This window comes from Prevotella melaninogenica (genome assembly GCF_018128065.1).
In the GTDB taxonomy this organism is placed as follows: domain Bacteria; phylum Bacteroidota; class Bacteroidia; order Bacteroidales; family Bacteroidaceae; genus Prevotella.
Genome location: NZ_CP072360.1, coordinates 1 through 16,421, shown reverse-complemented (window position 1 = coordinate 16,421; position 16,421 = coordinate 1). Strand labels below are relative to the sequence as shown.

The 16,421-nt window shown below is 43.2% G+C and carries 10 protein-coding genes and 3 rRNA genes; 10 read left to right on the top strand and 3 right to left on the bottom strand.

The features are described from left to right. Positions 1-353: 353 nt before the first annotated feature. Positions 354-920: an elongation factor P gene (gene efp / locus J5A56_RS06010; RefSeq protein WP_021672210.1), complete on the bottom strand. Its 567-nt coding sequence runs from the start codon at positions 918-920 to the stop codon at positions 354-356. A 218-nt stretch (positions 921-1,138) separates the two neighbouring features. Between efp and rpmH the strand changes: the two genes are divergently transcribed. The 4 genes from rpmH (at position 1,139) to J5A56_RS05990 (ending at position 4,554) form a co-directional block, all read left to right on the top strand. Then, the gene (gene rpmH, locus J5A56_RS06005; protein ID WP_004361653.1) at positions 1,139-1,294 is read left to right on the top strand and encodes a 50S ribosomal protein L34; all 156 of its coding nucleotides are present in this window, start codon (positions 1,139-1,141) and stop codon (positions 1,292-1,294) included. A 217-nt stretch (positions 1,295-1,511) separates the two neighbouring features. Beyond that, positions 1,512-2,291 carry a PASTA domain-containing protein gene (locus tag J5A56_RS06000; RefSeq protein WP_021672209.1) on the top strand — a complete coding sequence of 260 codons (780 nt, stop codon included), beginning with the start codon at positions 1,512-1,514 and terminating at the stop codon, positions 2,289-2,291. A 6-nt stretch (positions 2,292-2,297) separates the two neighbouring features. Next, positions 2,298-3,395 (top strand): RluA family pseudouridine synthase, encoded by a 1,098-nt coding sequence (locus tag J5A56_RS05995; RefSeq protein WP_021672208.1) that lies wholly within the window; start codon positions 2,298-2,300, stop codon positions 3,393-3,395. A gap of 163 nt (positions 3,396-3,558) precedes the next feature. Beyond that, complete coding sequence (locus J5A56_RS05990; RefSeq protein ID WP_021672206.1) at positions 3,559-4,554, top strand: D-alanine--D-alanine ligase; 996 nt, start codon at positions 3,559-3,561, stop codon at positions 4,552-4,554. Between the two features lie 141 nt (positions 4,555-4,695). Here the strand turns inward: J5A56_RS05990 and J5A56_RS05985 are convergent, their stop codons facing one another. Next, positions 4,696-5,649 carry a M48 family metallopeptidase gene (locus J5A56_RS05985; protein ID WP_036920035.1) on the bottom strand — a complete coding sequence of 318 codons (954 nt, stop codon included), beginning with the start codon at positions 5,647-5,649 and terminating at the stop codon, positions 4,696-4,698. Positions 5,650-6,014: 365 nt separating this feature from the next. Beyond that, positions 6,015-6,743: a Bax inhibitor-1/YccA family protein gene (locus tag J5A56_RS05980; RefSeq protein ID WP_081691295.1), complete on the bottom strand. Its 729-nt coding sequence runs from the start codon at positions 6,741-6,743 to the stop codon at positions 6,015-6,017. Between the two features lie 333 nt (positions 6,744-7,076). On the opposite strand from J5A56_RS05980, the gene J5A56_RS05975 reads away from it, so the two are divergent. From J5A56_RS05975 to rrf, 6 genes are all read left to right on the top strand, one after another. Then, positions 7,077-7,553, top strand: coding sequence for an arginine repressor (locus J5A56_RS05975; RefSeq protein ID WP_036920033.1), 477 nt, complete (start codon positions 7,077-7,079; stop codon positions 7,551-7,553). A 725-nt stretch (positions 7,554-8,278) separates the two neighbouring features. After that, complete coding sequence (locus J5A56_RS05970; protein ID WP_021672201.1) at positions 8,279-8,833, top strand: helix-turn-helix domain-containing protein; 555 nt, start codon at positions 8,279-8,281, stop codon at positions 8,831-8,833. A 137-nt stretch (positions 8,834-8,970) separates the two neighbouring features. Beyond that, complete coding sequence (locus J5A56_RS05965) at positions 8,971-10,644, top strand: AMP-binding protein (RefSeq protein ID WP_021672200.1); 1,674 nt, start codon at positions 8,971-8,973, stop codon at positions 10,642-10,644. Positions 10,645-11,126: 482 nt separating this feature from the next. Continuing rightward, a 16S ribosomal RNA gene (locus J5A56_RS05960) occupies positions 11,127-12,657 on the top strand. Positions 12,658-13,096: 439 nt separating this feature from the next. Further along, a 23S ribosomal RNA gene (locus tag J5A56_RS05955) occupies positions 13,097-15,998 on the top strand. A 214-nt stretch (positions 15,999-16,212) separates the two neighbouring features. Next, positions 16,213-16,325, top strand: a 5S ribosomal RNA gene (rrf, locus tag J5A56_RS05950). Together the 16S, 23S and 5S rRNA genes form the textbook arrangement of a ribosomal RNA operon. Positions 16,326-16,421 lie beyond the last annotated feature (96 nt).

Here is a 16,421-nt window from a genome sequence, read left to right as displayed (position 1 = left end):
ATAGGTTTATTAATCTGTTCAAATGTTTATCTCTGTGATAATTGAATGCTCTTTATATGCTCTACCTAATATGTACTGTTGGTGAAGTCTTCTGTTAAATCAAATCTTGCTGTCACTGCTATCACATAAAATCATTGCTTAACTTGTTAGTTTACAGTAAGGTTGAATGAAATGTTAAAAGTGACAGCAAATTAAAACAAAACTATTCTTGTAAGATACTTAATAGCTTCTCTATCTTTAGAAAGTCTTTAGCACTCTATATATAGGAAGAATAAAAAATAGGACATATCAGTTGCCCGACATATCCTATTTATATACTGTTTTATGATTGTCTGTCTGTTGACAGGCGGGACTTAGCCGTTTACACGACCTAAGTAGCTACCGTCACGAGTGTCAATCTGGATAACCTCACCCTCGTTGATGAAGAGAGGAACGCGAACAACAGCACCAGTCTCAAGAGTAGCAGGCTTTGTTGCGTTAGTAGCAGTGTTACCCTTTACGCCTGGCTCACTGTGTGTAATAGTCAGCGTAGTCTTAACAGGCATCTCAGCGAGGAGGATTGTGCCGTCAGAAGTGTCTGTAACAACCTCTACAACATCACCTTCTTTCATGTAGTCAGAACCAGTAATCTGGTGCTTAGAGATAGGAATCTGCTCGAAAGTCTCCTGATTCATGAAGATATAGCCAGTTGAATCCTCATAGAGGTACTGGTAAGGACGACGCTCAACGCGTACATCCTCAAGCTTGAAACCAACCTGAAAGGTACGCTCAAGCACACGGCCGTCAGATACATTCTTCAACTTGGTAATCATAACGGTGTTTCCCTTGCCTGGCTTGCGGTGCTGGAAGTCGATGCAAGTCCAAATTTTACCATCAAGACGAATACATGTTCCAATCTTGATTTCTTGTGAATTAATCATAATCTGTTAATATATAATTTATTATTTTTTATACGTTGATGTCTCACTAATGCGGTGCAAAGTTACAGAAAATATGGAAAAAAACATAAATAATAGGCGTAAAAATCAATGTTTTCTTGGTTAATTCAAAAAGATTAAGTAATTTTGCAACCCATAATGGCAAGTTTGGTCTTGCCACTCTTATAATTCGCACAATAACAATAAAATAGGATAAGAAAATGAAAAGAACATTTCAGCCGCACAACCGTCGTCGTGTAAACAAGCACGGTTTCCGCGAGAGAATGGCAACAAAAAACGGTCGTCGTGTATTGGCTGCTCGTCGTGCCAAGGGTCGTAAGAAGTTAACTGTTTCTGACGAACATCACGGAAAGTAAAAAGTACGCTGTTTCCCTTAGAGGGAATTAGTGCGAAAACGGAAAGAAGTAGAGACTATTCTTTGCTTCTTTCCGTTTTTTTATCTACCTTTGCCAAGTATAATGTTCAGTTGATGGGTTGACAAGTTAACAGGTTGACAAGTTATTGCTTATATTAGGAGTTGACGAGTTAATGAGTTAGCAGGTTGACAAGGCAGAAGAAAAGTAAATAAGTTGAATGACAGCAAGAGAATTCTTCCATAAATTTAACAGTACATATATCTGGGGTAATATCCTGGCTATCGTCATTCTCTTGGCGATACTGTCTATAGGAGTTAGGTTTGGACTTGACTACTATACGCTTCACGGTGAATCTATCGTTGTGCCGAATGTTATTCATAAGCAGTATGATGAGGCTGTGGATATTATGGATAAGGTCGGGTTGACGATAGAAGTTACGGATACTGGATATGTGAAGGAACTTCCTGCTGACTGTATTCTTGAACAGTCGCCAGTAGGAGGTAAGCGTATTAAGTCTACTCACGTGGTTTATGTAACTATCAATGCGGCAAGTGCTCCATCGCTTGTTATCCCTGATATTATTGATAATAACTCACTTCGAGAAGCACAAGCACAGTTGCTTTCTATGGGTTTCAAAGTGGGAGAGCCTGAATATATCCCAGGTGAGAAAGACTGGATTTATGGTATCTTGGTTAATGGTAAGCATGTGAATGCAGGTGATAGAGTTTCATCAGATGCTGTGATTGTATTGCAGGTGGGCGATGGTACACGTCAGATTTCTGATACATCGGGTTTGAAAGAGCCTGAATATGAAGAAGTAGAGGTTGAAGAGAAGGTGCCTAAATACGATGAGGTTGAGGAATACGTGGAAGTTCCAGTTGACGAGAATGGCAATGAGATAAAAGATGGACATGGAAAATCAGGCTCTGGTAGCTCGGGTCCTTCTTCGCAGTCTGGTTTGCCTGCTGATCCTTCTTCTGTTAAACCAAAAGAATAACGCGCAATGATGACAGAAGAAGAAACGATATTCGACGATGAGCTGAATGACGACTTCTTTCCTGCTGAGTCTAATGAAGGGAGAGAAGGTGAGTTGTATGAGCACTTCCGTGTCATCGTAGATAAAGGTCAGGAACCTGTTCGTATTGATAAGTTCCTCTTTGAGCGAATGCAGCATTCCAGTCGCAATCGTATTCAGAAGGCTGCTGATGCGGGTTTTATTCATGTGAATAACGTACCAGTAAAGAGCAACTATAAGGTGCGTCCAGAGGATGTTATCACCTTGATGCTCGATCGTCCAAAGCATGATAATACGATTGAAGCTGAGGATATACCTTTAGATGTTGTCTATGAAGACGATGTTCTGATGGTTGTCAATAAGCCTGCGGGACTTGTTGTACATCCAGGAGCAGGTAACTTTCATGGTACACTGATTAATGCCATTGCTTGGCACTTGAAAGATATGCCTTCCTTTGATCCTAATGATCCAGAGGTAGGGTTGGTGCATAGAATAGATAAGGACACGAGTGGACTCTTGGTGATTGCGAAGACACCTGATGCAAAGACAGCATTGGGTAAGCAATTCTTCAATAAGACAACCCATCGAAGCTATAATGCCCTTGTTTGGGGAAACATGACAGAAGAGGAAGGGCGCATCGAAGGGAACATTGCGCGTGATCCGAAAGACAGATTGCGCATGACGGTCTTCCCTCCTGACTCTGAGATAGGCAAACCAGCTGTTACACATTATCGTGTCATTGAACGCTTCGGCTATACAACACTCATAGAATGTGTTCTTGAAACTGGTCGTACGCATCAGATACGTGCACACATGAAACATATTGGTCACCCATTGTTTGGGGATGAGCGTTATGGTGGAATGGAGATCTTGCGTGGTCAGCGATCAGGTTCTTACAGAGCTTTTATTCGTAATTGTCTTGCACTTTGCAATCGTCAAGCACTACATGCACGAACATTAGGCTTTGTGCATCCTGTTACGGGTGAGCAAATGGACTTCACCAGCGGACTGCCAGCTGACTTAACTGCACTCATTGAAAAATGGAGAAGTTTTGTTAGTGGACAAGCGGATGAGGTCGTTAGCTGACGAATGGACTGGTAAACGAGTTGACACGATGTTTGTTAACAAGTTGTGAGAATGTCAGAAAGAAATATATTCAGATAAAAATAAGAAATAATAATAGCCCAATCATCCCCAAGTAGTTTGTTCTTAAAGAGGAAAGAGTGGGTGTAAAAAATAAAAAGACACAATGAAGGATTCAAAGCGTACTATCGCTATCGTCTGTGGTGGCGACTCATCAGAACATGATGTTTCTATGCGTTCAGGACAGGGATTATACTCTTTCTTTGACAAGGAACGTTACAATATATATATCGTAGATGTAAAGGGAATCGATTGGAATGTCGAATTACCTGGTGGTAGTTTAGCTCCCATCGATAAGAATGACTTTTCATTCGTTATGAATGGTGAGCGCGTAGAGTTTGATTATGCTTATATCACTATCCATGGTCAGCCTGGTGAAAACGGTGTGATGCAAGGTTACTTTGACCTTATTCATTTGCCTTATTCTACGAGTGGTGTTCTTGTTGAAGCCTTAACGTTTGACAAATATGTGCTTAATAACTATCTTCGTGGTTTAGGTATAAAGGTTGCTGATAGTATTCTGCTTCGTCGTGGTGAAGAGTATGATGAGGCTGAGATTGAAAAGCGACTTGGTATGCCTTGTTTTGTGAAGCCATCGTCCGATGGTAGTAGTTTTGGCGTGTCAAAAGTGAAGAATATTGACCAGCTTGCACCAGCTCTTCGTGTTGCTTTTATGCAGAGTGACGAGGTGATGATTGAGGCTTTCATGGATGGTATGGAAATCTCTCAAGGTGTTTATAAGACGAAAGATAAGGCTGTGGTTTTCCCAGCAACAGAGGTTGTGACAAGCAATGAGTTCTTTGACTATAACGCTAAGTATAATGGTCAGGTTGAGGAGATCACACCTGCCCGTATGTCGGATGAGACCGCTAAGCGTGTTGCAGCTGAGACAAGTCGTATCTATGATATCCTTCATGCTAATGGTATCATTCGTATCGACTATATCATTTCAAAGGATAAGGAGGGTAATGACGTAATCAATATGCTTGAAATCAATACTACTCCAGGTATGACAGTCACCAGTTTTATCCCACAACAGGTACGTGCAGCAGGCTTGGATATTAAAGAAGTGTTGAGCGATATTGTTGAAAATCAATTTTAGTAAACTAACAGAATACGTCTTTTTTGAAAGAAAGCAAAGGAGAGAGGGTATCAGTGTGGCAATAGTAAGGACTATGACGCATCTAATACTCTCTCTACTTTGTGTCTATTTGTTCGTGGATTCAGAGAGACTCTACTCTTGTTATCTCTTGTGATGAGCAGGACGCTTATCTACTGGGTGCTTACCTACTGGCTTTTTGCCAACAGTGTGGTTGCCAGAACGTTTGCGAGTTTTTGTCTGAGTGTTAGACTTCTGTTTTGTTGTTGTAGGCTCTTTGCATACAATCTTCTCAGGCATCTTATTCTCTGGGCGAGTAAAACCATCCTTCTCTGCACGCTTACTCATAGTCTTGATACGCTTGTCAAGGTCAGGGTGTGATGAAAACATACGCTGCCACTTGCTATCTTTCTTTACCCCAGCATCCTCTTCGAGTTTCTTCAACTTCTCGAAAGAAAGTGCAATAGCCCAAGGGTTCTTACCATTCTTCTTAAGGAATTCGTAGCCATAACCATCAGCCTTGCTCTCCTGCTTCTGTGAGTAGGTGGCATTGAGGAGTGACTCTCCAAGGCTACCAAGCTGTGTCTCGCTTAGTGCAGCAGCAGTTCCATTAGTTGATGCGATCCCATCTTTCAAAGCAGAAGTCAGCAATGCGGTACGGAAACCTTTCTTAGAGTCCTTGTGCACAACGTGACCAATTTCATGACCGATAACACCCAACAACTCTTCGTCTGTCATTACGTCCATCAAAGAAGAGAATACACGTACGCTACCATCTGGGCAAGCAAAGGCGTTTACGTCGGTAACATAATATACTTTAAAGTTCAAAGGAATACCTTCAACCTCATTCAGTCCCTGTGTGAGTCGGTTAAGACGTTTAGTGTATGGACTTTTGGCATCACAAACATGGTTGTGCTCATCCATCCACGCAACATACTCTTTTACGTATTTTGCCATGTCGGCATCTGTTAATGTGGCTGCTTTAAGAACTTTTGTGGCACCTCCTGCAGCTTTACCAATATTGAACTGAGCCTTCATTGGCAAGGTTCCTAAGAGGAGGAAGGCGCTCATACATACGCCGTAGATACTTTTTCTCATATGAAATTGTTTAATTAATGATAACTTTTACTTGCAAATATATATATAATTTTCTAAATAATCAACATTAATTATTTCTTCTCTTGTTAATAATTAGCCTCTTAATGTCCCCTCTTACTATTAATTAGAACGGCAAGAAGTAATCTTATATATCATCTTTTGTTGTTGTGTTGAGGCTTAGCATCAATGGTTCGAAGCACTCAACATTGTACTATAGGTACTTAGAAAGGGTGTTATTTGGGTTAAAAACGATGTTAACTTCTATAAGGTAGAACTATTCTCATAAATCTTATTAGGTAGAAATAATCATCAACAAGAAAGGACAACCCGATTGGATTGTCCTTTCTTGTTTGAATCTTCCTTTATTAGTTTCGGTTGTTTCCGAGGAAACGGAGGAGATAAAGGAAGAGGTTGATAAAGTCAAGATAAAGACTCAATGAACCAAGAAGTGCAACCTTCTGTGCTCCCTCGCCTGCGTCTGGAGCCATCAACAGGTTTTGCTTTATCTTCTGTGCGTCCCAAGCTGTAAGACCTGTGAAAACAAGAACGCCTATGCCACTAACAATTAAGTCGAACATAGTGCTTTTTAAGAAGATGTTTACCAATCCTGCGATAATAAGACCAATCAGTGCCATAAAGAGGATACCACCCATCTTTGTTAAGTCTTTCTTGGTTGTTGAACCAATCAATGCCATTGCGCCGAAAGTTCCTGCGGTGACAAAGAAAGTTTTGGTGATAGCAGCTGATGAGAAAGCAGCAAAAATCCACCCTAAGGTAAATCCGTTGATGGCAGCAAAGGCGATAAACCATACTGTTGCTGCAACAAGTGATAGCTTCTGGATACGTGAAGAGAGATACCAAACGATACCTATTTCAACCAATCCTGCAACGAGCAGTGGTCCGCGTCCCATGTAAAGGAGCTGGATGAGGGCTGGAGAGTTTCCTGCACCATAAGCTACTACGCCAGTAATGGCAAGAGCCATAGCCATCCAAACATATACCTTACGCATCAATGATGGAAATGCACGTGACATCTCTAAGTCGCGTTCCTGGCTACTTGTCACGTTTGTAAAATTGTCAAAATTCATATTCATATTCTTTCTTTTGTTTGTTTTCTTTTTATTTCTATTCTTCTTTGTCGACAATCTGTCAACCCTATCGCATAATGCTTTATGTCATTTTGTCCTACAAATGCCATGCCATTTAGCTGCAAATATACGGTAAAGGTTGGAGATGAGCAAATATGATGATTGTTTTTTGTTAATTTCACAAAATCTGTTTTGTAGGAAATCCTTGTTTATCTTCTATCTTTTCTGTGCATAAAGTTTAGTATAATAATACTAATTCTTACTATTTGTTGTATGTTTATTTGTATATATGAAAGGTATTGCATACTTTTGCAAGTAAATCAGAATATATATACAGTTATGAAGGTAAAGAACAGAAGACTTGAAGCATTGAAAATGCTTATTTCAAGTATGGAACTTAGTTCCCAGGAAGAAGTGTTAAAGGTCTTAGAAAAAGAAGGATTCAAGTTGACCCAGGCAACATTGAGTCGTGACCTTAAACAGTTGAAAGTGGCTAAGGCTGCTTCTATGAACGGAAAGTATGTGTATGTTCTGCCAAATGAGACAATGTATCGTCGTGTGACGACACCACGAAAGGCAACAGAGATGATGCAACGAAGTGGTTATGTCTCAGTGAATATTTCGGGACAATTGGCTATTGTTAAGACACGCCCAGGTTATGCCAGTGCACTTGCATACGATATAGATAACTCTGATTCACCTTATATATTAGGATCCATTGCGGGTGACGATACGATCTTTATTGCACTTCGTGAGGGTGCTACACGCGGTCAAGTGTTGGAAGCACTGTCGTATGTAATTCCTGAGATTGGATAAGAACAGACGAAACTCTTTAAGATTACTTGCTGGATACTTATGTTAGTAAAGTTTGTCAGTCATTTAAAAGCTCGTTTCATAAATTCTATCAAGAGGATTTATAAAGCGAGTTTTATATCTATTCATAACGATGTTTCTCGCCTTCTGAACCCTAACTTACTCCTTTGTTTGCCACGGTATGTAAAATATTTTCGTCATCTTGAAACCTATACATGGTCTTTTGGCTTCGAAAAGATGCCCAATTGGCTTGTAAAAGATGTCCTTCTGAGGTCTTACTAACGCCCTTTTGGAGTCCAATTAAGCTCCTTTTCTAAGAGGAATTTATAACCATCTGATATTGTGTTAGTTACATTTTTTCTTTTTATGCTTGTTTTGGACTGTTTTTATAGGACCTTCTCTTGAAATTATGTAATGATTTTTCAAATTACTACCAACTGTTTTTTAGATGTTAGAAAGGAATAGTTTTCAACTCTTCTATACACAACAAGCGTATATATATTTAACGGAAGAACTTTTTTTGTGTAATGTCTTGTGGATATCTTCTTCTCTGAGTAATAGATTGCAAGTTTGTTTTGGGTTCTATGGTAAGATGTTTTATGCACAACCTATCTGTATGTGTGTACAAATTTGTTTATTTAATATGCATAATACTGAAAATGTGTCACTTTTTGTTGCTGATATGATTTTATTTATTACTTTTGCATAGGATAAAGTAGTGTTGGATTATGGAAGAAGCGATTAAGCAAATAGGCGAAAGATTAAAAGGCTTACGTGAGGCTTTGGACATTTCTGTACAAGAAATGGCTGAGACTTGTGGAATCTCTGAGGAGAAATATCTGAAGATGGAAACAGGTGAAAGCGAATTGTCAGTTAGTAAGCTGTATAAGGTTTCCCATAAGTATGGAATTTCGTTAGATGCTTTAATGTTTGGTGAAGAACCGCGTATGAATTCTTATTTCCTTACGAGAAAAGGAAAGGGAATGAGTGTTGAGCGTAAGTATGCTTATAAATATCAAAGTTTAGCGAGTGGATTCAGTGGTAGAAGGGCTGATCCTTTCCTTGTGACAGTTGAACCGAAGCCTGAAGATGCTCCTGTGAATATGGATATTCATCCTGGTCAGGAGTTTAATATGGTTTGGGAAGGGCGTATGGACCTTAGATTAGGCGACAAGCGTTTTATCTTAGAACCAGGTGATTGTATTTATTTTGATGCGAATCAACCTCATTGTATGCGGGCTTTGGATAATGTGCCAATGCGCTTCTTGGCTATTATTTTTTAGTATTTAATTTATTCAATATCTCTAAGGTAATGGGGACGATGAAATATCGTGTGTTTTAGAAGATGAGTGTGTCTTTTAATAGGTTTATTATGTGATATAGCAAAAGCTATAGATTATGTTAATTCAGAAGGATAAAGATGATAGAAAGATATTTAACACAAACGCATTTTACTTCAGAGGAAGATTTTCGTGAACATCTGCATTTCGTAGTTCCTGAGACATTTAACTTTGCTTATGATGTCATGGATGAGTGGGCGAAGATTGAGCCAAATAAGCTGGCTTTGTTATGGACCAGTGAACGTGGTGAGGAGCTGAGGGCTACGTATGCGGAATTTAAAGAACAAACCGATCAGGCTGCAGCCTATTTCCTTAGTCTTGGTATCGGACGTGGTGATAAGGTTATGCTTATTTTGAAGCGTCATTATCAGTGGTGGGTATCTATGATGGCACTGTGTAAGATTGGTGCTGTGGCTATTCCTGCTACTCACATGTTAACGGCAAGTGATATCGTTTATCGAAATCAGTGTGCATCTGTGAAGGCGATTATATGTGTCAATGATGAATATGTAACAACGCAGGTTAAGGAAGCTATGCCTAAAAGTCCAACAGTAGAGATACTCGTTGCGGTCAATTCTTTGGCACAAAAGGATAAACCTGTTGCCGAAGGATTCCACGATTGGTTTGCTGAGGTGGATAAAGCACCTGCTTTTATTCGTCCAGAGTGTGTGAATGTTAATGAAGATACATTGTTAATGTACTTTACCAGTGGTACCAGCGGTGAGCCTAAGATGGTGGCACATGACCATCTCTATGCGTTGGGACATCTGGTAACGGGTGTCTTTTGGCATAATCTTGATGATAGTGGAATTCATCTTACTGTGGCTGATACAGGATGGGGAAAGGCCGTATGGGGAAAACTCTATGGACAGTGGTTTGCTGGTGCAACGGTTTTCGTGTATGATCATGAGAAGTTTAAGGCAGAGAAAATTATGCGTATGATGGAGAGGTATCATATTACCTCTTTCTGTGCTCCTCCCACCATTTATCGGTTTATGCTGCAAGAGGATTTCTCACAATATGACCTTTCTGCTCTTAAGTATTGTACTACAGCTGGAGAAGCTCTTGAGCCTGTTGTCTATCAGAAGTTTTATGAACTTACGGGCATCAAGATGATGGAAGGATTTGGACAAACTGAAACAACAATGACTTTGGGTACCTTCCCTTGGATTAAGCCAAAGCCTGGTAGTATGGGTAAGCCGAATCCGCAGTATGATATTAAACTCTTGAAGTCAGATGGCTCTCCATGTGAAGAAGGTGAGAAAGGTGAAATATGCATAGATACCAGTGCTGGAAAACCGATTGGTCTTTTTAAAGGATATTATCGTGATTCTGAGTTGACAGAAAAGGTTTGGCATGATAATCTTTATCACACGGGTGACTTGGCATGGCGTGATGAAGACGGATATTTTTGGTTCGTTGGTCGTGCTGATGATGTCATAAAGAGTTCTGGTTATCGCATTGGTCCTTTTGAGGTTGAGAGTGCGTTGATGACTCACCCCGCAGTCGTTGAATGTGCCGTAACGGGTGTTGCTGATGAAATACGTGGTATGGTGGTGAAGGCTACTGTTGTTCTTGCTAACGAATGGAAGGGTAGGGCTGATGATTCGTTGGTAAAGGAATTGCAGAACCATGTAAAGCATGTGACGGCTCCATATAAGTATCCGCGTATTATAGAATTTGTTGATGCATTGCCGAAAACAATTTCGGGAAAGATTCGGCGTGTGGAGATTCGAGAACGTGATAAGCAATAAGAAAAATTTATTTCTTTTGTAAGCATATCTATATTATATAAGGTGTATAGGCTTATTTGATGCTTTAAAAAGATGAATGATGAAGAAAAATGCACTTTTTTGAAAGTTTTTCTTGAAAACATTTGGTGGGAAAAGAAATTCTCTATACCTTTGCACTCGCTTTACAAAACCCGCCACCTGGCGCTTTGACTAAAGCGATAAAGAAAGAGTTCTTTGAAAAGATTTACATAAACAGAGAAAGTAGTACAAGAAGCGTCTGTTTGATTTTATATCAAATAGATGGGTAAAAGAAACGAACCGATCAATTCCTTGTTCTTGTTTTTTGAGGCACTGCCTCAAAACTTAAGTTCAAGCGAAAAGGTGCTTTTTAAACTTAAATTCTAAGGATAAGCGTTCTGAAACAGAGATTACTCGGTGACGTGTTTGGGAGTAGTGGTATTCATCACCACCTATCACCCTCATTCATCACCAATACATATTTTACAATGGAGAGTTTGATCCTGGCTCAGGATGAACGCTAGCTACAGGCTTAACACATGCAAGTCGAGGGGAAACGGCATTGAGTGCTTGCACTCTTTGGACGTCGACCGGCGCACGGGTGAGTAACGCGTATCCAACCTTCCCATTACTGTGGGATAACCTGCCGAAAGGCAGACTAATACCGCATGGTCTTCGATGACGGCATCAGATTTGAAGTAAAGATTTATCGGTAATGGATGGGGATGCGTCTGATTAGCTTGTTGGCGGGGTAACGGCCCACCAAGGCTACGATCAGTAGGGGTTCTGAGAGGAAGGTCCCCCACATTGGAACTGAGACACGGTCCAAACTCCTACGGGAGGCAGCAGTGAGGAATATTGGTCAATGGACGTAAGTCTGAACCAGCCAAGTAGCGTGCAGGATGACGGCCCTATGGGTTGTAAACTGCTTTTGTATGGGGATAAAGTCAGTCACGTGTGATTGTTTGCAGGTACCATACGAATAAGGACCGGCTAATTCCGTGCCAGCAGCCGCGGTAATACGGAAGGTCCAGGCGTTATCCGGATTTATTGGGTTTAAAGGGAGCGTAGGCCGGAGATTAAGTGTGTTGTGAAATGTAGACGCTCAACGTCTGACTTGCAGCGCATACTGGTTTCCTTGAGTACGCACAACGTTGGCGGAATTCGTCGTGTAGCGGTGAAATGCTTAGATATGACGAAGAACTCCGATTGCGAAGGCAGCTGACGGGAGCGCAACTGACGCTTAAGCTCGAAGGTGCGGGTATCAAACAGGATTAGATACCCTGGTAGTCCGCACAGTAAACGATGGATGCCCGCTGTTGGTACCTGGTATCAGCGGCTAAGCGAAAGCATTAAGCATCCCACCTGGGGAGTACGCCGGCAACGGTGAAACTCAAAGGAATTGACGGGGGCCCGCACAAGCGGAGGAACATGTGGTTTAATTCGATGATACGCGAGGAACCTTACCCGGGCTTGAATTGCAGAGGAAGGATTTAGAGATAATGACGCCCTTCGGGGTCTCTGTGAAGGTGCTGCATGGTTGTCGTCAGCTCGTGCCGTGAGGTGTCGGCTTAAGTGCCATAACGAGCGCAACCCCTCTCTTCAGTTGCCATCAGGTCATGCTGGGCACTCTGGAGACACTGCCACCGTAAGGTGTGAGGAAGGTGGGGATGACGTCAAATCAGCACGGCCCTTACGTCCGGGGCTACACACGTGTTACAATGACCGGTACAGAGGGACGGTGTAATGCAAATTGCATCTAATCTTGAAAGCCGGTCCCAGTTCGGACTGGGGTCTGCAACCCGACCCCACGAAGCTGGATTCGCTAGTAATCGCGCATCAGCCATGGCGCGGTGAATACGTTCCCGGGCCTTGTACACACCGCCCGTCAAGCCATGAAAGCCGGGGGTGCCTGAAGTCCGTGACCGCAAGGATCGGCCTAGGGCAAAACTGGTGATTGGGGCTAAGTCGTAACAAGGTAGCCGTACCGGAAGGTGCGGCTGGAACACCTCCTTTCTGGAGAGAATGTTTATCAACTTGACGAGTAACGCGTTTACAAGTGAATAAGTTTACATGTAGACGAGTTGACAAGTTAATAGAATAATAGAATAGAAATAAGAAGTTAAATAGAACCTTGGTTCGTTTTTCTTCTTGTACTCACTGCACTCTGTATTATATAAATGTAGGAGTTAGAGTTTAGGCTCACATAAAGGTTCAAGTCCTTACCCTCCACCACGCTGTCCACTCTTCTGAGGCATCGCCTCAGAATAACAGAAGGTACAGCTCAAGATCTTTGACATATTGACACAAGCAAGACTGTAAAGTAGAACTATTCTTTCTTTAAATGGAAGAATTAGCATTCTAATTATTGAAGTTTTCAACTTCAAATTTTTTAGAATCACACAACAGCTGAAAGTATGAGCTACATTCTCTGTAAGGAATTACAGAGAAGGCGAAGAAAGTAAGAAAGGGCGCATGGCGGATGCCTTGGCTCACGGAGGCGATGAAGGACGTGATAAGCTGCGATAAGCCTTGGGTAGGTGCAAATAACCTTTGATCCAAGGATTTCCGAATGGGACAACCCATCAGGTTGAAGACCTGTTATCACTACAAATGTAGTGAGGCTAACGAAGGGAACTGAAACATCTTAGTACCTTTAGGAAGAGAAAATAAATAATGATTCCCCTAGTAGTGGCGAGCGAACGGGGAACAGCCCAAACCTGCTTTGTGGCAACGCTTAGCAGGGGTTGTAGGACCACGCTGTCGTACTTAGATTGTGAGGAGAATGTTCTGGAAAGAACAATCATAGAGGGTGATAATCCCGTACCCGAAGCATGACGAGACGTAGTGGTATCCTGAGTAACGCGGAACACGTGAAATTCTGCGCGAATCCGCCGGGACCATCCGGTAAGGCTAAATACTCCCGTGAGACCGATAGTGAACGAGTACTGTGAAGGAAAGGTGAAAAGCACTCCTATTAGGAGAGTGAAATAGTTCCTGAAACCATGCGCCTACAAGCGGTCGGAGCTGCTTGCGCAGTGACGGCGTGCCTTTTGCATAATGAACCTACGAGTTACCATGTCTGGCAAGGATAAGCGTCATGAGACGCGCATCCGCAGTGAAAGCGAGCCTGAATAGGGCGTCAAGTCAGATGGGGTAGACGCGAAACCAAGTGATCTACACTTGCCCAGGTTGAAGTCCGGGTAACACCGGATGGAGGACCGCACGGATAAGCGTTGAAAAGCTTCCCGATGAGGTGAGTGTAGGAGTGAAAGGCCAATCAAACTTGGAGATAGCTCGTACTCCCCGAAAGGCATTTAGGTGCCGCGTGCGATGATCTCCATAAGAGGTAGAGCGACCGATAGGTCAAGAGGGCTTCACCGCCTATCGAGACCTGACGAACTCCGAATGCTTATGGACAGCAATCGTGCAGTAAGGGGGCGGGTGCTAAGGTCCGTCCCCGAGAGGAGAAGAATCCAGACCGCCGTCTAAGGTCCCGAAATTCTGTCTAAGTTAGTCTAACGAAGTCTGGTCCCCGTGACAGCTAGGATGTTGGCTTGGAAGCAGCCATTCATTCAAAGAGTGCGTAACAGCTCACTAGTCGAGGGTCTGGGCATGGATAATAATCGGGTATAAGTCAGATACCGAAGGCGCGGGATAGTAATGTATATTAAAAGTATCGGTAGGGGAGCATTCCATCGACGTTGAATGGTGAAGGTAACTGATCCTGGAGTTTATGGAAAAGCAAATGTAGGTATAAGTAACGATAAAAAGGGTGAGATTCCCTTTCGCCGAAAGACCGAGGTTTCCCGGGCGATGCCAATCAGCCCGGGGTTAGTCGGGTCCTAAGTCTCAGCCGAACGGCGAAGGCGATGGCAGATGCGGTTAATATTCCGCAACTCGTATGTTCAGTGATGTGGAGACGGAGCAGTGACACTGCCGCGCCCTGACGGAATAGGGCGTTTAAGTGTGTAGGTTATGAGAGTGGCAGGCAAATCCACCACTTGAGCTGAACCACGAAAGTACAACACTTCCTTCGGGAAGAGTTGAGTGCAGGTAATCATACTTCCGAGAAAATCCGCTAAACTTAATGTTCATACGACCCGTACCGCAAACGGACACACGTGGTCGGGTAGAATATACTAAGGCGTTGAGAGATTCATGGTTAAGGAACTAGGCAAATTGACCCCGTAACTTCGGGATAAGGGGTCCTCATAGCAATATGAGGCGCAGAGAATAGGTCCAGGCAACTGTTTAACAAAAACACAGGGCTGTGCAAACTCGAAAGATGAGGTATACAGCCTGACACCTGCCCGGTGCCGGAAGGTTAAGAGGAGATGTCACCAGCAATGGGAAGCATTGAATTGAAGCCCCGGTAAACGGCGGCCGTAACTATAACGGTCCTAAGGTAGCGAAATTCCTTGTCGGGTAAGTTCCGACCTGCACGAATGGTGTAATGATCTGGACGCTGTCTCAACCATGATCTCAGTGAAATTGTAGTATCGGTGAAGATGCCGATTACCCGCGATGGGACGAAAAGACCCCGTGAACCTTTACTACAGCTTAGCATTGACCTTGGTCATCCGATGTGTAGGATAGGCCGGAGGCTTTGAAGCGGGTGCGCCAGCATTCGTGGAGCCATCCTTGAAATACGGCCCTTTGGCTGTCTGAGGTCTAACACGCAGATAGCGTGGACACTGCTTGGTGGGTAGTTTGACTGGGGTGGTCGCCTCCAAAAGCGTAACGGAGGCTTCCAAAGGTGCCCTCGGGTCGATTGGTAACCGACCTTATAGAGTGCAATGGCATAAGGGCGCTTGACTGGGAGGCAGACATGCCGAGCAGGCAGGAAACTGGGGCATAGTGATCCGGCGGACGTGTATGGAAACTCCGTCGCTCAAAGGATAAAAGGTACTCCGGGGATAACAGGCTGATCCCCCCCAAGAGCTCATATCGACGGGGTGGTTTGGCACCTCGATGTCGGCTCGTCACATCCTGGGGCTGGAGAAGGTCCCAAGGGTTGGGCTGTTCGCCCATTAAAGTGGCACGCGAGCTGGGTTCAGAACGTCGTGAGACAGTTCGGTCTCTATCTATCGTGGGCGTTGGAGTTTTGCGTGGTGCTGACACTAGTACGAGAGGACCGTGTTGGACAGACCTCCGGTTTACCAGTTGTGCCGCCAGGTGCACCGCTGGGTATCTGAGTCTGGATTGGATAAGCGCTGAAAGCATCTAAGTGCGAAGCCAGCCGCAAGATTAGAACTCCTCATAAGGGTCGTCATAGACGATGACGTTGATAGGGTGTAGGTGTAAAGACGGTGACGTCAAAGCCGAGCACTACTAATTGCCCGAAACTTTCTTCGGGTCTCCCGCCTCCGATATTGGAGTGCGGGGACCGGTGACTCAGACTTTGAGCTGTGTAATCTTCCCAAAGAGAAGTTCAGTTCTATATGTTTTGCTTGTGGAAATACGTCACCTTATACGGCTGACAGACGAGTCTTTGTTATCAAAAGATGAGTGACAAACAAAACGAACTATGATATCAAAGAAAACAAGACATGTCAGTTGAGAGTTATATCAGGTGGTTATTGCGACGGGGTCCCACCTCTTCCCATTCCGAACAGAGAAGTTAAGCCCGCTTGCGCCGATGGTACTGCAATGCAATGCGGGAGAGTAGGTAGCCGCCTTCTTTTACGAGAGCCCTGAAGAGAAATCTTTAGGACTCTTTTTTTTTGTTGTTTGTTGTTGGGTGTTGAATGTTAGGTGTTGATGATGTGTTGAAAGGG